This is a genomic window from Desulfovibrio sp. 7SRBS1, from assembly GCF_049723905.1.
Lineage (GTDB): Bacteria > Desulfobacterota > Desulfovibrionia > Desulfovibrionales > Desulfovibrionaceae.
Map to the genome: position 1 here is coordinate 3,782,321 of NZ_JBJKFD010000001.1, position 21,902 is coordinate 3,804,222.

At 53.2% G+C, this 21,902-nt stretch carries 14 protein-coding genes, 2 tRNA genes, 2 pseudogenes and 2 CRISPR repeat arrays; of the genes and pseudogenes, 6 read left to right on the forward strand and 12 right to left on the reverse strand.

Annotated features, from left to right (window positions below; all coding sequences use genetic code 11):
* Positions 1-60: 60 nt before the first annotated feature.
* Positions 61-519, reverse strand: coding sequence for a Spy/CpxP family protein refolding chaperone (locus tag ACI0FJ_RS16775; protein WP_424305255.1), 459 nt, complete (start codon positions 517-519; stop codon positions 61-63).
* Between the two features lie 587 nt (positions 520-1,106).
* On the opposite strand from ACI0FJ_RS16775, the gene ccsA reads away from it, so the two are divergent.
* The 4 genes and pseudogenes from ccsA to ACI0FJ_RS16795 form a co-directional block, all read left to right on the forward strand.
* Positions 1,107-1,544 carry a cytochrome c biogenesis protein CcsA gene (ccsA, locus tag ACI0FJ_RS16780; protein ID WP_424305257.1) on the forward strand — a complete coding sequence of 146 codons (438 nt, stop codon included), beginning with the start codon at positions 1,107-1,109 and terminating at the stop codon, positions 1,542-1,544.
* Positions 1,545-1,634: 90 nt separating this feature from the next.
* On the forward strand, positions 1,635-1,997 hold the full coding sequence (locus ACI0FJ_RS16785) for a hypothetical protein (RefSeq protein WP_424305259.1): 363 nt from the start codon (positions 1,635-1,637) through the stop codon (positions 1,995-1,997).
* Between the two features lie 62 nt (positions 1,998-2,059).
* Positions 2,060-2,392 (forward strand): hypothetical protein, encoded by a 333-nt coding sequence (locus tag ACI0FJ_RS16790; RefSeq protein WP_424305261.1) that lies wholly within the window; start codon positions 2,060-2,062, stop codon positions 2,390-2,392.
* 12 nt (positions 2,393-2,404) lie between these two features.
* A pseudogene (locus ACI0FJ_RS16795) lies at positions 2,405-2,722 on the forward strand (peroxiredoxin family protein); the annotation flags it as partial.
* Between the two features lie 80 nt (positions 2,723-2,802).
* Here the strand turns inward: ACI0FJ_RS16795 and ACI0FJ_RS16800 are convergent.
* The 4 genes from ACI0FJ_RS16800 to ACI0FJ_RS16815 all read right to left on the reverse strand — a co-directional run bounded on the left by ACI0FJ_RS16800 (position 2,803) and on the right by ACI0FJ_RS16815 (position 5,730).
* Entirely contained in the window at positions 2,803-3,684 is an 882-nt protein-coding gene (locus ACI0FJ_RS16800) for a methylated-DNA--[protein]-cysteine S-methyltransferase (RefSeq protein WP_424305263.1), read from the reverse strand.
* Positions 3,685-4,007: 323 nt separating this feature from the next.
* The gene (locus tag ACI0FJ_RS16805; RefSeq protein WP_424305265.1) at positions 4,008-4,196 is read right to left on the reverse strand and encodes a hypothetical protein; all 189 of its coding nucleotides are present in this window, start codon (positions 4,194-4,196) and stop codon (positions 4,008-4,010) included.
* Positions 4,197-4,476: 280 nt separating this feature from the next.
* Positions 4,477-5,310 (reverse strand): alpha/beta hydrolase family protein, encoded by an 834-nt coding sequence (locus ACI0FJ_RS16810; RefSeq protein ID WP_424306590.1) that lies wholly within the window; start codon positions 5,308-5,310, stop codon positions 4,477-4,479.
* Positions 5,311-5,654: 344 nt separating this feature from the next.
* A tRNA-Ala gene (locus ACI0FJ_RS16815) sits at positions 5,655-5,730 on the reverse strand.
* A 233-nt stretch (positions 5,731-5,963) separates the two neighbouring features.
* Here ACI0FJ_RS16815 and ACI0FJ_RS16820 point away from each other — a divergent pair.
* Positions 5,964-6,053: transfer RNA gene (locus ACI0FJ_RS16820), tRNA-Ser, on the forward strand.
* 640 nt (positions 6,054-6,693) lie between these two features.
* A CRISPR array of direct repeats spans positions 6,694-8,167; the repeat unit is 28 nt; unit sequence TTTCTAAGCTGCCTACTCGGCAGTGAAC.
* 129 nt (positions 8,168-8,296) lie between these two features.
* On the opposite strand, the gene cas6f is transcribed toward ACI0FJ_RS16820, so the two are convergent.
* The 7 genes from cas6f to ACI0FJ_RS16855 all read right to left on the reverse strand — a co-directional run bounded on the left by cas6f (position 8,297) and on the right by ACI0FJ_RS16855 (position 20,156).
* Complete coding sequence (cas6f, locus tag ACI0FJ_RS16825) at positions 8,297-8,860, reverse strand: type I-F CRISPR-associated endoribonuclease Cas6/Csy4 (protein WP_424305267.1); 564 nt, start codon at positions 8,858-8,860, stop codon at positions 8,297-8,299.
* 2 nt (positions 8,861-8,862) lie between these two features.
* Complete coding sequence (csy3, locus tag ACI0FJ_RS16830) at positions 8,863-9,888, reverse strand: type I-F CRISPR-associated protein Csy3 (RefSeq protein WP_424305268.1); 1,026 nt, start codon at positions 9,886-9,888, stop codon at positions 8,863-8,865.
* A complete protein-coding gene (gene csy2 / locus ACI0FJ_RS16835) occupies positions 9,888-10,895 on the reverse strand; it encodes a type I-F CRISPR-associated protein Csy2 (protein WP_424305270.1) in 1,008 nt (335 codons plus the stop codon). Before csy2 ends, csy3 begins: the two co-directional genes overlap by 1 nt.
* Positions 10,888-12,243, reverse strand: a complete 1,356-nt coding sequence (gene csy1 / locus ACI0FJ_RS16840; protein WP_424305272.1) for a type I-F CRISPR-associated protein Csy1 — start codon at positions 12,241-12,243, stop codon at positions 10,888-10,890. Before csy1 ends, csy2 begins: the two co-directional genes overlap by 8 nt.
* 33 nt (positions 12,244-12,276) lie before the next feature.
* A complete protein-coding gene (cas3f, locus tag ACI0FJ_RS16845) occupies positions 12,277-15,570 on the reverse strand; it encodes a type I-F CRISPR-associated helicase Cas3f (RefSeq protein WP_424305273.1) in 3,294 nt (1,097 codons plus the stop codon).
* On the reverse strand, positions 15,567-16,559 hold the full coding sequence (gene cas1f / locus ACI0FJ_RS16850) for a type I-F CRISPR-associated endonuclease Cas1f (RefSeq protein ID WP_424305275.1): 993 nt from the start codon (positions 16,557-16,559) through the stop codon (positions 15,567-15,569). Before cas1f ends, cas3f begins: the two co-directional genes overlap by 4 nt.
* Before the next feature lie 359 nt (positions 16,560-16,918).
* Positions 16,919-19,179: a CRISPR direct-repeat array (repeat unit 28 nt; unit sequence TTTCTAAGCTGCCTATGCGGCAGTGAAC).
* A gap of 794 nt (positions 19,180-19,973) precedes the next feature.
* Complete coding sequence (locus tag ACI0FJ_RS16855) at positions 19,974-20,156, reverse strand: Fic family protein (protein ID WP_424306592.1); 183 nt, start codon at positions 20,154-20,156, stop codon at positions 19,974-19,976.
* A gap of 423 nt (positions 20,157-20,579) precedes the next feature.
* Between ACI0FJ_RS16855 and ACI0FJ_RS16860 the strand changes: the two are divergent.
* Positions 20,580-21,794 (forward strand): annotated as a pseudogene (locus ACI0FJ_RS16860) (IS5 family transposase); the annotation flags it as partial.
* Positions 21,795-21,902 lie beyond the last annotated feature (108 nt).

Genomic DNA, 21,902 nt, shown 5'->3' on the forward strand with positions numbered 1-21,902 from the left:
TTCCTCGCGTGATGTGAGAAGGGAGTGTGCCCAACAGGGCACACGTCGTAATCCAAGGTGCTAAAAGCTGCCGTGCCAGCCCTTTCTGCCATGGTCAAGAATCAGTTGGGCCAAAGCTTCTTTTTGCTTCTGCGTCAGCTGTGCATGAAAAAGGACAAAATCATCTTTCTCTTCTTTCATGATAGTGCTGAAGAGGTGCATGCGTTCCTTCATTAATGCCGCCATACTGTCCATGTCGAGGCGTGGTTTGCGAACTTCATCAGCCATTTTTTCACGCAGCGCTTCCACCTGGGGGCGTTGTTCAACCATCCTGGCTGCTATTTTTTCAACCATTGCCTTGAACTGATCACGCTGCTCGTTCGTCAAATCCAGCCTGTCTTCCGCCTTGTCCGCTACATATTCGATAAAATCAGGGTTGATTTTATTGCCGTCGAAAGGTCCCTTCATTGCGGAAAATTTCGTGCAGGCACCAACCACGGCAACACTAGCCAGTATACCAAGAACCAAAATCCTTTTCATCTGTTCCTCCACGTCGGGGTCTAAAGATGATTTTCGTCTATCGCAAACAAGGGGGCAGGGCTTTTCTCACCTGCAACGAAGTGTATCCAAATGTATCTAACCCCCTGAAACAACTTGTTACATCTCGTTGCAATTCTGAGATGAACTTGGGGTTGGTTTGGGTCATGTTGCCGTATCGTCGCTTTGAAAGCGGCTTTCACCAAAGGAGGTCATAGTGGGAAAAGAAAACAACAGACCCGCAATGTCGTGCGACACCTGCAAGCTGCGAAAGAAAGCTGAGCAGGCGCCATCGTCGTTTCTCGGCAGGCTGTGGATATGGCACACCGCTGTGTGCCCCGGGTGGAAAAAATACGTGAAAACGTTGCGCGCCCATGGAGAGAATCCCCCCGCCGTGGGATCTCGTCGCGGGGTTTGGAAGTCGTAATGGGTGTTTTTGTAGCCACGGCTTTTCTGACGGGAATCCTTGGAAAGGTCGCACACAGGATGTGGTTGCGTAAAAAAAATGTAGTCACGAACGAGTCCGGGACTTTGGGCGAAGAGAAAAAGCCCGCTGGGCAGCACGGACGTTCAGCAAAGAAGAGATAGCCATGCAGGTCCTTTTACCTCTTCATATCATTGTTTGTTCTCTGGGATATTTGTTTTTCGGAGTCACCTTTGTAACCGCCTTTATCTATCTGAAGCGGGAAAGGACGATTAAGGCAAAGGCGTGGAGATTGGGCCAGACGTTTCGCCATAGCCTCTATGAGCTGGACCGTTGTCTCTTCGCCTCCCTGGCTGTTGGTTTTGTCGCCATGGGGCTGGGGCTTTTCATGGGCGTGATTCTTTATGAAGCCAAGTATGGGTTTGTTGATCTGACTTCGCCCCGCATACTTTTTCCGGCCGTGATTTGGATTTTCTATCTGTTGATTTTGGCTTTCAGACTGCTGACCGGCCTGCGCGGTAAAATTCCTTCGTATATGGCTGTTTATGGTTTCCATGCAGTGGCCATGTCTTTTGTCCTGGAGCTTTATCTGGCGGCAGCCTGAAATGGCATTGGCCCTTGAATGCCCGCCATTGCGCACACCATGGCAATGAAAATTTTCCGTAACTCCAACAACATGCAAAGGAGCAAAAAAATGAAATCAGTAGAGCAATCCGTTCTTGAAGCCTTTGATACAATGTGGGGATTGTACCCCGAACCCGTGATGCTTGTTCATGCCAACCGTGATGTTCTGGCGGTGAACCAGAAGGCAAAGGATTCGGGTATCTCCGAGGGCATCAAATGCTTTTCCTTGTACCCGCGCGACCGAGTCTGCCCCGGCTGTCTGGCCAATAAAATGCTCAAGTCCGGCGAAGCCCAACGCAAAGTTGCCGTGAGTCCCCAGAACGGCGGGTGTGTGGACGGTTACTGGATTCCAGTCAAAGGCTTGGATGATGTGTATGTCCACTTCGGCAACGACATCACGGATTACGCCAAGCCGGAACTGCTGGCTGGGTAACGTACCGCAAGACCATCATAAACTTCACTCGGCCCCGGGTTCGAACTGAAAAGCCGAAACGCATGGACGCATTTCTCTTTGCAGAACGACTGGTGTCGCTCCCCTGGCTTGATCTGCATCGTAAGGCGGCATTTCAACGTAGGCGGGGCCGAGTGATCCCCAAAGGCCATCTCAAGCTTCGGGACGTGCAGGTTCCTTTTCCTGTGAAACAGGAACGCGCCTGCAATGGTACAATGTGTGAGCACCAGGCAATAAGGAGCAGAATCATGCGTGTACGGGCGAACGAAATCGCGCCGGATTTCAATCTGGCGGATATTCATGGGCAATTCGTCTCTCTTTCGCAATTCCGAGGCAAAAGAAACGTCCTGCTCGTTTTCAACCGGAGTTTTGTTTGACCTTTCTGCCGCAGGCACATGGCGCAGTTGCGTGATGAAGCGAACAAGCTGGCGGAAAAGAACATCGAAGTTTTGGTCATCGGCCCGGAAAAACAAGCAGCTTTCAGGAAATACTGGGAAAAGGAATCCATTCCTTTTATCGGTTTGCCCGATCCCGAAAATACGGTCTCCAAAAGCTACGGCCAAGAAGTCAAACTCCTCAAGTTCGGTCGGATGCCAGCCCAGATGCTCATTGATACCAAAGGCATCATCCGCGCTGTGCATTATGCCAGCTCCATGGCCGACATCCCGGACACCATGGAATTCATCAAGGCGCTTGGAAATGAATAAAGGGGACTGACTGTAAATAGGGCGGTGCACGCGTACTTTCGTACCATCCTGCCTCAGCTTGCCCTTGGGCTGGCTGTCAGTCAGGCGTTGTCTCCCTGCCCGTGCGTGCTGGCATATGCAGCTTCCCACCCCACAATGGCCTTTTTGCGAGGAGATCCCCATCGATACTGGTGGATCTTGCCGGTTTTGGAAATGACTCTGTGACAGGGGATCAGAAAGGCAACCGGGTTGATGGCAATGGCGTTGGCAACGGCGCGGGATGCTGTTGGGCGGCCCATATATTCGGCAATATCCTGGTACGTTGCCATACTCCCAAGAGGAATCTGCAATAAGGCCTTCCAGACATGGATCTGGAAATTCGTCCCTTTGACCAACAAGTTGAAAGGGCGGGCTTGCCGTGCCCCTGCCAGGGGGAACAGCTGGCTGGCGAGAGGTGCCACTGCCTGGGGATTTTCTTTGAAGAGTGCTCCCGGCCATGTTTCCATAAGCCGGTCGAGAGCGTCCTGCCTGCCATCTTGAACAAAGCCCAGGTGACATATCCCTCGTTTGGTGAACGCCAGCAGACATTCCCCAAACGGAGAGTCGCAAAATCCATACTCAATTGGAAGCCCGGCACCATGTTTTTTGAACTCCCCAGGAGTCATGGCTTCGAATGTCACAAACAAATCATGCAACCGGCCTGGGCCGGAAAGGCCCGATTCCAGAGATGTTGCCAACAGACTTTTGGCCTCGGCCAGTTTTTTCTTGGTGTGGTCCAGCGTGAGAAACTGCAAAAACTGAATGGGCCCGATTCCAGCCCAGCGTTTGAAAAGACGGTTGAAGTGGAATTTACTGAGCTGGACACTCTCTGCGATGTCATCGAGAGATGGCCTGGATTTGAAGTTTGCATCAATGAAGTTGATGGCTTGTTCAATCTTGGCGTAGTCGTTGGATTGTTGTGAATGTCTCTTGTTGGCAGCCATTTTTGCCTCCTCCATGAGAGATAACCAACCCAATCCCAGCTGACCACCCGAATATTGCTATGAAGGGGAGCAATATCAGGTTGGTTTTATTTCGTGGGCCAACGATACTCCACGACACTGCCACTGCGATAAGGAAGAGCAGGCAGGGGGCAAAACCACATCAAGACCGAAACAGGAACGGCAGAACGCCAAACCATGTATTTGGGGAGACTGCCAACCCCGGGACAAAAAAAGGCGACCGAAGGGGCCGCCTGCAGTGCACCTCGTCAAGAGCGGCGAGTTTCAGGTGAATACTATATCTGTACACTCTTTCTGTTTGCAGATTATTTATTATACACCGTGGCCTTTAGGCTGAACGACATGGGATACTTGTCCACGTTGTATTGATAGCGATAGAGCCCCTTGTCCTCGACATGCTCCATTTCTCCGGAATCATAAAAATTTTCCGTGAATTCATTCAAGTGTTTAATATGCAGCCCGGCCGATGTTAAAGCATTTATAATGTCAGACATGGTATGCATCCAAAAATACGACGTTACCCCATGTTTACATTCGGATGCATACCCGCCAATGCAATCATCCACATCAGGCTCCTTCCCGAAATATGGATTTGTTCAAAAGTATGATTCCTTTCCCCGCTATTGTCCTTCCCAGCGCCTTACCAAGGCTCACATCCGTTTCACCGGCAGGTTCACCAAAGAAAAGGCCCGGTTGGTAACATGCCGACCGGGCCTTTCGGAAAATAGAGTGGCGGGGCTGGGGGAATTGAACTCCCGGCCTCCTGAAAGCCATTTAATGTCCCAGGGAGGCGTTCAGGAAGGCGCAGATTTCCTTGTTCATCTCTTTATGAAATTCTGCGCGATCAAAACCCTTTGGATCGTGTGCCGGAGCACCGACGATTTTTTTCCTCTCTTCAGGAAACGGCGAAAGGAACGAGTAGTGCCCTGCATTTTTCACCTCGATATATCGGGGCGGTACTGGCAGTTTTTGTCTGATGGACTCGGCATGGTAGGGGAAGCGAAGAATCTCATCCTTCTCGGCGCGAAATATCAAAACAGGGACCGTGACCATGGACAGCGATTTGGCATCACGAAACAATATGCCAACAGGAGCCATCAAGACCGCCGCCTTGATCCTTGAATCACGAAATACCCCTAAAGGATCATCACTCTCTGCCTGGTCATTCGAGGACATGCGCGACAATCTTGTGCGGGTGCTTTTTGCTTCTCCGCAAAAAACAGGATCGTCGCTTTGCTTGTCGCAATACGCATCAAGGCCCGCCATATCAGCCATTCCCCCAACCAGCGCCAACGCCGTATAGCCTCCGGCGGAGTGCCCGATGACGCCGATTTTCGTGTCATCAACAGCGTCCTTGTATGCGGCGTCTTTCAAAATCCAATCCAGCACAGCCGAAACATGACGGGGACGATTGACCCAATTGCTTCTCGTCCCTCCCGCAGAGTTATCCATAAAATTATTCTTCGGGTGCAGGAGCGAGATGACCATATACCCTCTTTCTGCCAGGTAGAGGGCCGTGTCGCGGTGGCCCAGATGGCTCCCCTGATTGCCGTGCGAAATAACAACCAACGGATGCTTTCCCGCTGTTATGGCCGCATCCTCGGCCACTTCCAATGTATATGGTCCAAGGACCTTCCGGTGCGTTGCAGCCGAAGTGGGATACCAGAGAATCCCCTTCATCTCACTTTTGGTCGGAGTGTATCCAACTGAAAAGATGTGGATACCCACATGGGAAAGCGCGTCACTCCCCAACGCCTTTGCAGGAAACAGAGGCAGCAACAACAGGGCTGCCAGAACCAATATACGCATGACCATCTCCTTTCCGGGGAGCAGGCGGGCACTCCCGTGACACAAAAGCCTGCCGCCATTCGTCTCATGTCATATAGTATCTTGGGGGATATTCCACGAAAAAAGGCTTGGAAGATGTTCTTCCAAGCCTTGATTTTCTTTGGTGGTGGAGCTGGAGGGAATCGAACCCACGGCCTCTTGAATGCCATTCAAGCGCTCTCCCAACTGAGCTACAGCCCCACGCCGTTGGAGAAGTGCTTTTGCCCCAAACCAGTGTGCTTGTCAACAATGTTTTTTAAAAAAATATTTTTTTCTTTCACCGGCAGGCCAGACAGGCCGGGAATTGCCCGTAATTATGTAATTATTGGAAAAGGGCGGCTTGGCATCTTTTTTTCAGAAGATGGGGGGATTGGACACCTCAGGATATACTTGAATTGCCTGCCGCTTTCGACTACATGAAAAATCCATCCTGCGGAGAGGTGGCAGAGTCCGGTTTAATGCGGCGGTCTTGAAAACCGTTGATGGGAAACCATCCGGGGGTTCGAATCCCTCCCTCTCCGCCAATAAAATCAATACATTACATTCTGTTTTAGCCTTTTTGTCTCCACTTTTCCTTTTGTCAAAATCCTCGCCTGTCCCCACTCTGTCCCCATTTTTTTGATGAAGTCGTATGAACCCAGGTGTTCACTTCTTCTCATTGTGTCGTCTGTGGGGCTTTCGTATTAAAGTTTTGTCTCGGATTGCCGGGGTAATGGACTGGTCCAGAGAAAGGGAGGGCGAAAAGGTCCCGACTGTTTCCCGTGCTTCATGGTATCCTGACTTTTCCAGAAAGCCGTCATCATTATAGATAGAAAGATGCTTTAGGTGCATTCTTTCCAGTCTGTGATTGGCAAAGAATCTTTTTTCTCGGATGGCGCCCTTGGCCAGATCGTGAATGCACCAGATATTGAGAGCAGGGGATTCATTTTTACCATTGGCTCCATGACGGAACATACGTCGATTGCATTCCTCCAGAATGTACCGGAGATATTTTGCAAAATGTGTTTCCAATGAAAACTCCCTCTTTTGATTTGTGAATATATGTGAGGGAGTTTCCCGACAAATGGGTTGGCAGGAAGGTGTGTTGGGAAAAATCGCTGAGAATTTTGATTTACGGACAGTTTTTGTGAATTGGATGACCTTCGAGCATATGAGATAATTAGCTTTCTAAGCTGCCTACTCGGCAGTGAACCTGTACGGCAAGCTCCACACCGCCCTTCACCATTTCTAAGCTGCCTACTCGGCAGTGAACAATGAGAATACCCGGCGTATACGTTGAGATTATTTCTAAGCTGCCTACTCGGCAGTGAACATTCATACGCCGGCAGAAGGTATAGCACCCGATTTCTAAGCTGCCTACTCGGCAGTGAACTGATCCGAATTACAGGCGGAAACTTCAGGAAATTTCTAAGCTGCCTACTCGGCAGTGAACACTTCGGGCGCTGCGGTAATATCCGCGCCATCCTTTCTAAGCTGCCTACTCGGCAGTGAACGTGCTACGCGCTCGTTCCGCTCCCCGTACTATTTTCTAAGCTGCCTACTCGGCAGTGAACACGGCGGGCGACACCCTTGACGAATTGCTCAATTTCTAAGCTGCCTACTCGGCAGTGAACTAGTTGCTCTGGTGTGTAGTTCATGGCTCAGTTTTCTAAGCTGCCTACTCGGCAGTGAACATATTTTCATACCTTCTTCAATCAGGTCCCCTTTTTCTAAGCTGCCTACTCGGCAGTGAACTTACCAGCGCTTGCAAGTCGCGCAGCACACGCTTTCTAAGCTGCCTACTCGGCAGTGAACTCCGCTGAAAGCCCTGGGGAAGCGTTGATACGTTTCTAAGCTGCCTACTCGGCAGTGAACGTTGGTTTCCGCAGTCAATACGCTGACAAACGATTTCTAAGCTGCCTACTCGGCAGTGAACTCCGTCAGCGGTACGGTGGTTGTCGTATTCGATTTCTAAGCTGCCTACTCGGCAGTGAACGGTGAGCAGGTGCAGATCACTCTCTTCTGTCTTTTCTAAGCTGCCTACTCGGCAGTGAACTTTCCACACAACGCAATTTCAATTATCTGTCGTTTCTAAGCTGCCTACTCGGCAGTGAACTTTCCACACAACGCAATTTCAATTATCTGTCGTTTCTAAGCTGCCTACTCGGCAGTGAACCGTGCGTAGCGTCCGAAACCCGTTTTTCGACCTTTCTAAGCTGCCTACTCGGCAGTGAACTTCGTCGGCAGCCATTGAGTCGATCCGTTCTTTTTCTAAGCTGCCTACTCGGCAGTGAACGCTTACCTGCGGCTGTCCACCGGCTCCATACCTTTCTAAGCTGCCTACTCGGCAGTGAACGGAAGGCATGTTTGGCAGTGCATACCAAACCATTTTCTAAGCTGCCTACTCGGCAGTGAACCGAGTACCCTACTCCCCTTTGGTACGTCTGCTTTTCTAAGCTGCCTACTCGGCAGTGAACTCTATCATTCGCTAGTATGGGCGCCGTCTGGTTTTCTAAGCTGCCTACTCGGCAGTGAACAAGGCGCGTACTCATTCCATCACCTGGGCGGTCTTTCTAAGCTGCCTACTCGGCAGTGAACTCTCCGGCTACGGATGTGGCCGTGCCTGCAAATTTTCTAAGCTGCCTACTCGGCAGTGAACTAGACGGAAAAAGCTGCAACCATAGCCATTGCAATGGTTTTCGCCATTCTTCTCCTAAAAACCCTTTTTTTAGCCCAAATTGTAACCCATTGAAATTACGTTTACTTTTTGGGCCTTGTTGGAAAAGGGTTAAAACCAGGGAATGGAAGCCTTCCCACTCAGACCATATGCCGAGAATGTCCCCGTGGAGGGGGCAGGCTGCAATGCGCCGTGGCTGATAAATAGCTTGAAGCGTTGCCCGGTACTTGCGCTCTGCACACTAATGTAGGGCAGTTTTGTCTTTTGTGCGATGGTGTCGGGAATCCGCTGTCTGGCTTCCTCTTCACTTACGCTCTGGCGTTTCATCAGCCTGCGCCGCAGCCGTTCCGGGCTGCTTTTTACCTGCACGCGGCGGACAACCCTATGCTGCACACCTGTGGGTGTGCTTGAAATAGAGCCTGCCGAGGCATAGTCATGCAAGCGCAGCATCCACCGCGTCGCCATAAGTGCTTCCAGTTCGTTTTTGCTGCCATGCACCCGGATGCATTGGCCCAGGCTGTGTTTTTTTTCGTCCACTTCGGGAAAGCTCACCCCTATGCCGCCTGTTTTCAGCGCGGCAAGTTGAAGGTGCAGCTTGGAATACACGGTGTTCAGTATGTGCGCGTCCGCCAGTTCCGGCATGGGGAGCACGCAGATATCGATGTAGCTGTCCATGGCTAGGAATCCTTTTCTCCGAACACGCCGCCGCGGATAAGCACCGCCATAACGTAGTGCTGGTTTTCCAGGGTAGGGGCTTTGTCCTTGAGCACCCATCCGTCCAGCAGATTGTAAAAGTCCTGTTTTTGCTGCGGCTGGCGGCATGCCTTGCCCTGAGTGGTTACGGAGCCGTAAGGTTCCACGGCTATGGGGCCCAACTCCGCAGCCTCGGGGTGCCAGTCGTCTATGGTGCGGAGGGCGTTGCCGATTTTTTGGGAGTGCATGCCCGCCACGTCGCTCACCATGTAGAGTGTCCTGCTTTTGCTCCCGCGTTCGCGGTCCAGGATCAATTCCTGCGACGGAAAAACTTCCTGTCCGGCACCCATGCGGCAGAAGGCCGTAACTTCAAGCAGTGCGTGGGCGCTGCCGGAAAGGCCGGATTCTACCACGGTGGCAAGGTCGTCGAGGCCCGTGGCAGCAGGGGTGTCATAGGCAAATTCGCGCAACGGAAGGTCGAGGCTGTTGAACGTCCAGGTGTTCTGCGCCTTGCCGTCAACCAGATGGCGAACCTCAACTTCCACGGATTCCGCGCCAATGCGGTTGCGCCACAGAAAACGGCCATTAGCCAGATTGTAGGCATACCGTTTGGCCAGAACGCCAAAGCCGTTGGATTCCACATATCCGGCCACGGTCTGCTGCAGTTTTTCCTGATAGTCCGCATTGTTGCATGCAGAAGGTGCGCCAACTCCGCCAAGAACACGAAGGGTGAAGCGGGCCACAAGCGTATCCGCGGCAGGCGGCAGGGTTGCTACGTCCACAGTTTGCAGATTGGGCTTTTCTATCTGCGCGTCCAATTTGGCCGGGTCCTGTTCGTTGGCTTTGAGCCTGTTGGAAATGGTGCCGCGTACGGATTTTTCCCGTACCGCAACAGGCTGCCATTTATTGGAGTGGGAGCGGTCTTCCCAGTCCACGGAAAAAAACAGGGCGTCCGACGGGTCCAGTTTACGTTCAAAAGCCAGAACAGATGCGGTCTTCAAGGTAGCCATTATGCACTCTCCTCTTCTGTTTTTTTCAGGTCGGCATACATGTTGCGGCAGCAATACAAGCCTGTTTCTTCATCCGTATGGGCGAACCACAGCAGTTCCCCCACATCCTGCAAACGGTGCGGGCCGATCCATTGGCCCATGGAGTAGACGCTTTCCACAAAGCGAAACGGGGTGGAGGCGTCGCGGGCATTGAGCACGTCGCCGGGCTGGTACAACTCGGAGATGGCTGTGTAGCCCACGGGGATGGGAACGAGCCAGCCGTCGCGCTTGTCCCGTTGCCATTCTATGGTCTTGGTGACGGCTCCGGTCTTTTCGTTTTTTTCTTCCACTTCCACAGCGCGGGAATTCCAGCGGGAAAGGTCCAGCCATGCGTCCAGCAGCGAAGCGTCCGGGGTATGGCTGCGCAGTTGCCGTACACGTTCGGCAAGCAGGTCGTCGCGGGAAACCAGAGCGAATCCCGGGAGAAACCGCCGACGCTCCTTGATAAATTGGGCTTGGCGGTTATCATCTTCGGCCAGCCCCATAAACCGTGGCTCCTGGCTTTTGTAGCGCGGCGGAAGGATGGTTCCGCCCGCCACACGCATGGTGGCAAGGGCATCCTGTATGGTTCGCAGCAGCGTATCCTGGTGTTTGTCGGGGAAGTCGTGAGGGGCTCCTTCGTAGGCCAGCAGCAGGGAAACATTCATGTGGGCGCGGCCTTCCTCCACAATGGGCGCGGTTTTGCCCTTATGGTCCAGCGGATTGCGGGTGAGGTGAAAGGTGTGCTCAAAATTTCCCTTGTGCACCTGGGGGGCAAAGTCGTGGCAGACAACGCCCATGCCCTTGAACTGCACGTCCTCGAATTTGGATTCCCTGGCTTGGCACTTGCGCTGCAAGGCCCACATACATCCCATAAAGGCGGTAATGGAGGGAAAGCCCCAGGTGAAGGAGGAAGAAATGCAGTTGGCATTTTGTATCCGCAGGCGGGGCAGCACCAGGATACCGTCGTATTCCGGTAATTCAACCATGGCGGTCCTCCTTTGGCCCATCGAGTTCAAAGACCAGCCGACTGTGCGGATAACTGATGATTTCCTTGAATTCATCCGACCAGAATATGGTTTCAACGTCGCCCATGGGCAGTTTGTCGCGCAATTGGCTGTTGAGCCACTGCCCGAACCGTTTGGCTATTTCGTCCAGCCAGTCGGGGTTCTCCCGTTCGGCGGCAAAGTTCGGGTCGAGTTCGGCTCTGCCCGGATCGACCAGCAGTTTTTCAACGGCGGGAAGCTGGCATTCCGGGGCAGCGGTCCATCCCGGCTCCAGTCTGAGCAGCCTATCCACGTACAAAATGAATTCGCCCACGATGGAATCGATGAATTCATCCCGCGTGTTTCGGGCCTGCATATTCTTTGGAGGATCGGATTCCAGAAACCTTTTAAGTTTGCCGACCAGGGTTGCGCATTCCCTTTGTTTGCCAAAGCGGGTGAACAGGGAGGTGGTGCCTTTCAGCGGTTGGAGTTCCCGGAGGGTCCACCTTGGAGGACGCGAGTCCAAAAGGTAGTTTGTTCCGCGGCGTTCGGCATTAAGCTGACTTACATTTTGGGGTTTTGTTCCACCCAATTTCAGTACTGCCAAGTAACTATAGTCGTGTATAACGTAAGAGGAGTACTCCCCTTTGCTTCTCGCTTTTCTTGCTTTTTTAGCTTCATCACTGCCTCGGTCTTCCTGCAGGCGTTCATGGACAACTTGTGCCAAGGAACTGGGATAGAGTGGAGAGAGCAAGTGGTATTGTTCGTCATCGCAAGGATCATCACCTGTGAGCCAGTAGATTTGTTTGGCCAGTGTGTGGGACACAGGTGGGGTTGCTTCCCACAACGCATTTACGGCGTTGAATATTTGTGGGCCGAGATTTGTTCCCAAAGCTGCTTTAAGGTCGGGGTTCTGCTCCTTGGTCCAGTCCAGCAGCGTCTTCCCCTCGACGCGAACTCGTAAAAATCTTGCATAACTACTGAGTCCGGCATCCCGAGCGATATCCAGTGGATATCCTTTTTTTAGGTGGCAACTTCCTAGGACTGGCAGGCAGGGCATGGATGCTGGGTTGCAAAAGATATTTGTACCCTTTGCCTTTGAATGTATTCCTTTTAAAGTATGAGTCCTAACCTCCATTTTATTGGCAACCGCAACAAATTCCTGAAGCCATGTCTCAAGATTGATTCGTTCCAGTAACTGTTCTTTCGTCAGTTTTTCCTTGAGATTTTCTTTTGGAATATCCCCCCGTTGTTTATTGTATAGCTTACTTAGGGGTTCTGGCTTTAAGGTTGCTAAAAATTCCTCCATAGCCCTTTTGAATCTCCTTTGCCGCGTATCTTGTTCGTCCATACACACCTCCCACGGTGGTTGTATGTTCTGTCCTTAGTCGTGAAATATGTTGAACCCCAGCAGCGGGTGGAACCACCACCCGTTTGTGCTTTCTGGAAGCGTCACCAGGCCGAAGCGCCGGGCACAGGTTTCCAATTCCATGTCCAGCTCGTCGGCCAGCTCTCGTAAAGCCTGCATATAATCGGTTGCGCCCCAGGGGCTGACGCGCACGCCGGTGCAGACCTCATCTTCCAGACGGTGGTTTCTTAGCTCGTCGGAAACATTTTGGGATTGGCCCCGGTGCGAGAATACCCAGTGCAACGTGTAGTCTTCGCCGTCCTCGTCAGGCTTCAGCCAGACGTCCACTTCTTTTCTTGTCTGTTTTCGAAAAGGATATTTCCATTGAAGCATCCCACTGAGCATGCTTTGCGGCACATCCCAGCAGGAGTAGGCGCCCACGTCCTTCTTTTTTATCTTGTGCATGAGCTGTTGCAGACTGGAATGCTCCAGATCCACAAGGCTTGAACGTGGGGCCAGATTTTCCCGCGCGACAATGCGCGGCTGCGCGTCAATGGTTTCGTATTCTGCCGAGGCCAGGAGCTGGTCCAGATCGTGGCTTTTCAACTTCTTGTCGATTGCATTTGACTCGAAACCTGGGCGGCAAAAGGCGGTCTCTCCTGGCTTTTCCAAGGCTTTTACATTGGTGTGCAGCAAGGCGATGTTGACCTTGTCCCATGGCTCGTCGCGGTGGCGTCGGATGCGTCCGGCAAGCTGGATGATGGAACGCATGGAGGACGGCTCCACCACGGCCCAGTCGAAATCCAGGTCCCTCCCGACTTCAGCCACCGGCGAGGCGAGAACTATGAAGATTTGGTCCTGCTCGGGGCACGCGTCGATGGTTTGGCGTATGTCAGGCTGGTCGAACACGGCCAGGGGATCTTTGCGGTTGAGCACTCTGTCCAGCCGTTGTTCTATGGCGGAACGGAGCAGCAGGGGGAATTGGGAGTGGTAGACACATAGATGGATGCGCACGCCCTCGGGCGCGCCCAGGGAAAAGAGCTTTTGGGCGATGTCGTACAGGGGACCGATATTAGCCATGCGCACCAGTCCAAAACTTATCCGTTTGTTGCTGTGCGGGTCGGGGCTGGCGTTGTTTCGGTGCAGGGACTGGGCGGTCTGCATGATGGTGGCGGCAAAGGCCGTGCGGATATCCTCGCCGTTTGTCTCCACACGTACGATTTTTCCCCGCCGCCGTACCGGAGCCTTTTGCAGCTGGGCACGGCGCTTTTCCACAAAGGCCGCGTGGTGCTCCTGAAAGTCTTCTGACGAGCAGTCGTGGCCTGTGCAGTGGAACTCGTCTATCCACAAGCAGCACACCGGCCGCAAGCAGCACGCCGGAAGTTCCCGGTCGGTAGCCTCCCCCTGGTTGTGCTGGAAAATCCGGCGGCCTTGCCTGTAGGCCATGAACATCCCCTCCACCAGTGATGGAGGAAGCGTGGCCGACGAAATAAGCACCCGGCTGCCCGACAGGCCCGCCCAGTAAACCAGACGAGTTACGGCGTGCAGGTCCTCGATGCCGTAGTCGTCCAGTTCGTCCAAGACGAGATCGCCACTAAGCAGGCGTAGCATGGGCGCGAGCTGATGGCCGCCGCGCAGGCTTTCCGTGGCCGGAACAAGGTGGTCTATGGTGCATACCAGCAGGGGAGCCAGGAGCAGATTGCGGGCGTGCGGATTGTCCAGCAGGTGGTGCATGCCCGGCAAGGCGTCCGGGTTGCCTTCAAAGTGCACATAGCTGTTGTCGGGCATGAGGGAGCCGGAGGATTCGCTTCCACTTTCCTCGGCCTTTTGCTGGTAATGGTCGAAAAGTTTGCGGCTGGCGGTACCACCCACGCGGATGGCAACTTCGTCTTCGCCAAGGCCCAGTAATTTGCGGAACTCGCGGCCCGTCTGCAACGTCAGCGTACGCAGGCCGAGGGCGAAAGCGCAGCGCATGCCCCTGGATTCGTCCGCCAGGTTGTGCATGATGCGGCCATTGCCCAGGGTCTTGCCGCAGCCGGTGGAGGCCATGTTTACAATAAAGGCCCCTTGCTGTGCACTGCGCACGCGTACGGAGGCGGCCAGGTCGCCGGCCCTGTCCTGCCATTGGAATTTTTTGATTGCCGTGCGTTTGCGGAACAGTTTGTGTTGGGCCAGGCGTGGCAACTCCTCTGCAACGCGCGGCAGCATGCGTGCCGCGCTGCGCCCGAACCGTTCCACGCCCAGAAGATGCTCCTCCAGGGATTGATCCGTATGGCCTGCCTTGGTGTTGGCGTACAGGGCGGGCACGGGCTTCCTGGTCATTTTGCTGGGGAGGCTGGAAAAACCGTGGTCGGCCAGCATGAGGCACAGCCGCGAAAGGTGCATGATGTAAGGATCGGTCAGGCAGGATTCGCGCTGGTTGTTTGGAAGACGCAGGGCCTCTTGGGCCAGATGAGTGGCACGTTTGCGCCACGACTCCCATTGATGCGGCAGCCCCTTGGCAAAGGTCCAGTAGGGGGCGCTTTCTTTGGAGCCGGGAAATGGGGCGGGGAGAGGTTCGTTCCAACCGGCCTGGATCCAGTCGGGCATGTTTTTCAGAAGGCTAGTTCCTAGCTTCTTGTCCTTGTTGTCTGTTTTGTTTTGTTTGGGCAGGCGGTGGTGGGAAACCATAAGCCAGCCCACAGCCCTGGCAAAGGGCGGCAATGATTCGAAAGGCAGGGCTTGCTTATCGCTCAAGTCCGCAGCCAGGGGGGCTTTCCAGATCTCGTCATCGGCGGAAATGGCCGCGAGCCGTTTAAGCCATTGTTCGTCGCCTCCGTCCCTGGCCTCTATGTCGGAGTTGCCGTCTCGAACAAACGCGGCAAACAGGCAGAGGGAAATCCACTCGTGGCGGAAAAGGTTGCGCTCCATCCTGGGCGTGCGAAGGCGTTTCTGGAAATCCGCATTCGCCTTGCCGAAGTCGTGGAACAGGGCAGCCAGACCGACCAGCACTTTGATGACCGGCAGGCTGTGCCAGGTGTTTTCGTCGTCGGCTCGGAGGATATCCCGCTCTGTCGTGTCGGTGGGAACAGCTCCCACCGCATTGAACCGCCGGGCATTGCCGACAATCCATATAAGTTCGGTGCGGCCGTTTTTTTTCAGCCAGTGGCAGGCCACGGCCGTATTCCTCCGGGCGGTCTTGCGCAACAGCTTGCGGAGGGTATCCAGCCCGTTTTTCGTTATGGGCGTCTGCCAGGTTCCCTCGCCACGCCGTTCGGCAAACTGATCGAGCACTCTCCTGGTTTCAACAATCGCACGGCCGGAACACTGGGATACAAGCAGTACGTTCATGCCTGCGCCACCCAGGGGTTCTCGGAGATGGCCTTGAGGGAGTCTATCATGTAGTCGAGGGCTTCCGAGCGCATGAGATTTTCAATGCATGTCTGGCGAAATTCCTGTTCCGAGTCGCCCCGCATGGAGGACAGAAACGCCTGTGGCAGTATGAGTGCGTCTTTGACAAGGTCTGCGGTATCGAACACCAGCCCGCCCCGACGCGTTTTGCCGTGCAGAACGGAAAGGCCGTGCGGAAGACCGAGCACCCAGGTGGCGGTCGCGCCCAGCCCGTAGGCGAGATAATTTCCATGGTCGAGGAAACGGTTTGCCGGGTCCATCCCTGCGCCGCGTTTGACACGGCTGAATTCGCCGTATCCCGTTGCCTGGGCGGCAAGTTTGTAAAGTGCTTTTGTCAGGCGGCCTTCCTCGGTCAACAGGGCTTCCACATCCGGTGCGTCCAGGACATGCTGTTCCGACTGCTTTACCAGCTTTACTAAGGCGTCCTGCGCAATCTCAAATCCTTCCCTGGTTGCATCGCGTCGTGCCCACTCCCGGCAAAGATACTCCAGCCGTAGTGTTTGCAATTTGCGGGCAGCCTGAAGCCGCAGCTCCTCATCCATCCAGAATTTGACCCACGATTGCAGATATTGGGTCGGCCGATATTCGCTTTGCGGAGAGAACCAGGCGACTTCGATGTCGAATTCGTTGGCACTGTACAGCGGGGTGCCGCCTGTTCCGCAGAATCCGACCAAGACTCCGGCCTTGGCCAGTTCCCGCATGGCAGCCTGTGTTATGGAGGTGCCCATACCCAGCAGAAGGGTGGTTGTGTTTGCTATGGGAATGTTCCAGTACATGGAGCGTTTTCCCTGCTCGGTCACGTATTCCACCCGTCCACCGTTGACGAGCACCCGGCATTGCTCAAGGTAGTAAATATTTGCTCGTTTGGAGTGCAGGATTGTTTTGAGATCGGATGGAGAAAATGGCTTGGTGACTTTCTGTTTGTCCATGAAAGGTCTCCGTTTTACTTCGCGCTCGAATGGGAAAAGTGCTTTGATACGGATTTGAGCTGGCAGAGGTGTGTCGTGTTCTATTGGCTGAGCTTCACCTCGCAGAATGGGCAATGGTAAACAAGGAAAGACTTTGTGTCGATAGTCATGCCGATTGAGTGGAAGAGGTTATGCGATTGGATGGCTTTTTATTGCAAGGGGTTGGCTTTAAGGTGAAGAGGAAAGGAAAAATTGGGGAGTGCCTGGTCGGATAAAGCCCGCACTTTTTGTCGCAAACGGTCTTTCGAGCCTGGTCATTTCAATAAGTTTTTGGGAAAGGGCCGGGGCAATAACACGTTCTCGTCTGGCGCGGCCTCAAATTCTTAAGCTGCCTATGCGGCAGTGAACACGGCAAACGCCTGGACCCGTGAGCAGTGGCGTTTCTAAGCTGCCTATGCGGCAGTGAACTTGGGACAGTGCTGGCAGTGTTGGGACTGATATTTCTAAGCTGCCTATGCGGCAGTGAACACATATTTTACCTTCTTAGTTACGTTCTTCTGTTTCTAAGCTGCCTATGCGGCAGTGAACCCCGCCATAAACAGTCGGTAGTTAATTCGATTTTTCTAAGCTGCCTATGCGGCAGTGAACTGCAGGTTACAACCCCAGCACTCCAAGGGCCAGTTTCTAAGCTGCCTATGCGGCAGTGAACTACCTGGGTTTCCCGGTGCGCTCTTCTGTAAATTTCTAAGCTGCCTATGCGGCAGTGAACTCAGGCCAATGCTTTGAAGCGGGCTATTGATGCTTTCTAAGCTGCCTATGCGGCAGTGAACACTGTGAAAATTGCGGCGAGGAATTCGATGTATTTCTAAGCTGCCTATGCGGCAGTGAACAGTTTGTGCACCATCTGTATAAGTGTTTTAATTTTCTAAGCTGCCTATGCGGCAGTGAACAGCTGTGTGCGGCATGGATGCCAAAGGGGATATTTCTAAGCTGCCTATGCGGCAGTGAACGAACAGCAGCCGCCCCAGCAACCCGGCACCGGCTTTCTAAGCTGCCTATGCGGCAGTGAACCGTCATGGAGTTGTGACCCGTCCGGATGATCATTTCTAAGCTGCCTATGCGGCAGTGAACATCACGTCGCTCTGGTCTGGCGGCGGGGATTGTTTCTAAGCTGCCTATGCGGCAGTGAACGGCGACTCCAACGGGTACTATTCCGAGGCTGTTTTCTAAGCTGCCTATGCGGCAGTGAACGCCACCGCGTACCCATAATGCCGCAGCAGTGCTTTCTAAGCTGCCTATGCGGCAGTGAACAGGGTTGTGGCCAGCGCCCGGTGGTCGTCGTCTTTCTAAGCTGCCTATGCGGCAGTGAACGGCGAAAGGGATGAGATCAAACAGGCGTTTGATTTCTAAGCTGCCTATGCGGCAGTGAACGGCGAAAGGGATGAGATCAAACAGGCGTTTGATTTCTAAGCTGCCTATGCGGCAGTGAACGGCGAAAGGGATGAGATCAAACAGGCGTTTGATTTCTAAGCTGCCTATGCGGCAGTGAACGTTGCCCCCCTTTCCGTCCACGGCTTCCATCTTTTTCTAAGCTGCCTATGCGGCAGTGAACACGCGATGAACTGCAAACCAAGCTGAAAGCCCATTTCTAAGCTGCCTATGCGGCAGTGAACGTTTCCGTTTCCCACGGCACGGTGGCGCGTGTGTTTCTAAGCTGCCTATGCGGCAGTGAACAGCCAGGAGAGACATGGGTGCATCCCACTACATTTCTAAGCTGCCTATGCGGCAGTGAACGGATAGACGCGCAATCGCCAGGATTGCAGCTATTTCTAAGCTGCCTATGCGGCAGTGAACGAAAAAAGAGTTGACCCTGAACGAGGCATGGAATTTCTAAGCTGCCTATGCGGCAGTGAACACTTCGGCCCAAGCGACGCATACAGCCATTGCATTTCTAAGCTGCCTATGCGGCAGTGAACGGGTACAAAGCTGACGGGGCTGAGCTATGCATTTTCTAAGCTGCCTATGCGGCAGTGAACGGCCACCAGCCTGGACCAGGGCTTCCACCTGGTTTTCTAAGCTGCCTATGCGGCAGTGAACTCGCTGGACGGTTTCACCATCGGTGCCCGGCTTTTCTAAGCTGCCTATGCGGCAGTGAACTCCCAATTCCCCAACCTGGCGTCCGTAGAGTTCTTTCTAAGCTGCCTATGCGGCAGTGAACTGTCTTGGTGTGCGTGTACGCCCAGGGCGGGATTTCTAAGCTGCCTATGCGGCAGTGAACATATAGACAAAAAACGATTTTCTTTTTTCTTCTTTTCTAAGCTGCCTATGCGGCAGTGAACTCTCACAACGTTAACGAGATGGAGTCTCACATTTTCTAAGCTGCCTATGCGGCAGTGAACACAACTAAAATCAGACATGTATAATGGAATTGTTTCTAAGCTGCCTATGCGGCAGTGAACTATGGGGCGAAAGGTGAGAACTTATGGGGCGAAATTTCTAAGCTGCCTATGCGGCAGTGAACATTTATGAGTGGACAGTAGCTTGTGTGCTCCTTTTCTAAGCTGCCTATGCGGCAGTGAACTTGATTGTAAAAGACTTTCGTGCATTTCTTGATTTCTAAGCTGCCTATGCGGCAGTGAACTAGACGGAAAAAGCTGCAACCATAGCCATTGCAATGGTTTTCGCCATTCTCCTCCTAAAAACCCTTTTTTTAGCCCAAATTGTAACCCATTGAAATTGCGTTTATTTTTGGGGGCTTGTTGAAAAAGGGTTAAAACCAGGGAATGGAAGCCTCCCCACTCAGACCATATGCCGAAAATGCCCCCGCGGAAGGGGCAGGCTGCAATGACCGAGGCATACAAACAGCCTGAAGCACTGTCCGGTGCTTGCGCTCTACATGCTAATGTAGGGCCGTTTCGCTAGCAAATGGACTAATCTTTTTCGATAAAGAGCGTTAGTTTTTAGAGCTGTCTGCCCAGTTAGGTGTAACCTCAGAGCAGTAGCGCCAAAGGATTATATCTACAACGTGGTTAGCCATTTCATTTTTTATACTCAAAAAAATAACAAGTTTATCTATGGAGTGCAAGATTGCTTTGAGTTTGAATGGAGGAATGGCTTGGTGACTTTCTGTTTGTTTATCAAAGGGCTCCGTTTTACTTCGCGCTCGAATGGGAAAAGTGCTTTGATACGGATTTGAGCTGGCAGAGGTATGTCGTGTTCTATTGGCTGAGCTTCACCTCGCAGAATGGGCAATGGTAAACAAGGAAAGACTTTGTGTCGATAGTCATGCCGATTGAGTGGAAGAGGTTATGCGATTGGATGGCTTTTTATTGCAAGGGGTTGGCTTTAAGGTGAAGAGGAAAGGAAAAATTGGGGAGTGTCTGGCCGGATAAAGCCCGCACTTTTTGTCGCAAACGGTCTTTTGAGCGGCCGACTCTATTGTTTTTGCACCCACTGCCGTCCCTTTGAGGTCAGCCGGTATTTTTGTAAGCGGCTGTTGGGCTTGTCGGGAATGGTCATTTCAACAAGTTCTTGGGAAAGGGCCGGGCTGAGATAAAGCTCTCGGAATGATTTTCTGTCGCGGAGTTGGAGAGCGTCCTGAATCTCTGCCCGTGTCATCTCGTTTTGCAGTACGAGCAACAGCCGGTCTACTTGGGGGGTGACTTGGGGGGGGTGACTTGGGGGGTAGAGACGAGGAGCGCATTTCGAATCATACTGAGCATGAATTTTATGAAAGGTGCGCTGTCAGCCGCCTGTAATTCCCTCGTTCATGCGCTCTAACGTTATTTTCATCCATTTTCAAAACTTCTGAAAACTCCCTGAAACTCCCGAGTTTTGTACGCAGATTTGCGGATAGGGCGCTTATTCTTCAAACTCCCTATCCGCATACAAATCAAAGTGCTATTTAGTCGGGCCTGAAATATCTCTAGTGGATTGATTTTTATTAACAATTCTCCTTGTACAATGTAGTATTTTCGACCAGAGAACGTTGTGAATTCGTATAAAACCGGTCGAAATGATGCAGCGAATGGCGGGAGAATCATGAGGGCAAAACCCAAAAAACAGCCGCAGGGTACGTTCCTTTACCCAGACCTTCTGGACCAGCTCAATCCGAAGGCTCCGCTCCTTCAATTGGCGAGGAGAATTCCCTGGGGGCGATTCGAGGAGGAGTTCGCCGGACTCTACAGCGACCAAGGTCGGCCAGCCAAGCCGCCCCGGCTAATGGTCGGGCTGATGCTGCTCAAGCAGTTGGAGAATCTGAGCGACGAACGGGTCGTGGAGGCATGGACGCAAAATCCCTACTACCAGGCGTTTTGCGGTATGACCGAGTTCCAGTGGAAGCTGCCTTGCGATCCCACGGATTTGATCTATTTCCGCAAGCGCATTGGCGAGGACGGGGCACGACTGATTTTCGAGGTCTCCGTGGAACTGCACGGTGATGACGCCAAAGAACGAGAGATCACGGTGGATACCACGGTCCAGGAAAAGAACGTAACCTTTCCTACCGACCTGAAGCTTTTGACCAAAGTCATCGAGGGCTGCCGTAAGATCGCGGACAGCGAAGGCGTCGGTCTACGCCGCAGCTTCAAGCGCACGCTCCCCAAGCTTCGGCTGAAACGGATGAAGATGGCCAAAAAGGCGAGGAAGATGCGGACAATGGCTGGTGCCTTGATCCGTGAACTCCGGCGCAAATTGCCGGGCGAAGCCCTGGGCCGCCACCAGGAGCGACTTGACCTGTACGAGCGGGTCAAGGACCAGAAACGAAGCGACAAGAATAAGGTCTACAGCCTACACGAACCCGATATTCTCTGCATCTCCAAGGGTAAAGCGCACAAGCAGTACGAGTTCGGGCGCAAGGCGTCCATCGCGGTCACAAAAACTACGGGTATCATCGTCGGCGCGATGTCGTTCAACGAGAACGTCTACGACGGCCATACGTTGCCGGATGTCCTCGAACAGTGTTGGGAGGTCACCGGGGTCTGTCCGTCCATGGCGATCTGCGACCGAGGCTACAGGGGCCTGAATCAGGTCGGTGACACGCAAATCCTCATCCCAAAGCCTCCGAAGAAGAAGGACACACCGTACCAGCGCCTTATGGCGCGGCTCCGCTTCCGCCGTCGGGCGGCTATCGAGCCGGTGATCGGCCATCTCAAACACGATCACCGCATGGCCCGGAGCTATCTCAAGGGCGCGGTCGGCGACGCCATTAACTTGTTTATGGCCGCAGCGGCGTTCAACTTCAGGAAGTGGATGCGGAAAATCGGAGAGTTTTTTGCGCTCTTGGCGTTTCTGCTCCTCGGCAAAGACTCAAGCCGACGGCTGGCGGAAAATGTGGCGTAGAAGCTGAAACGGGTTTTTCAGGCC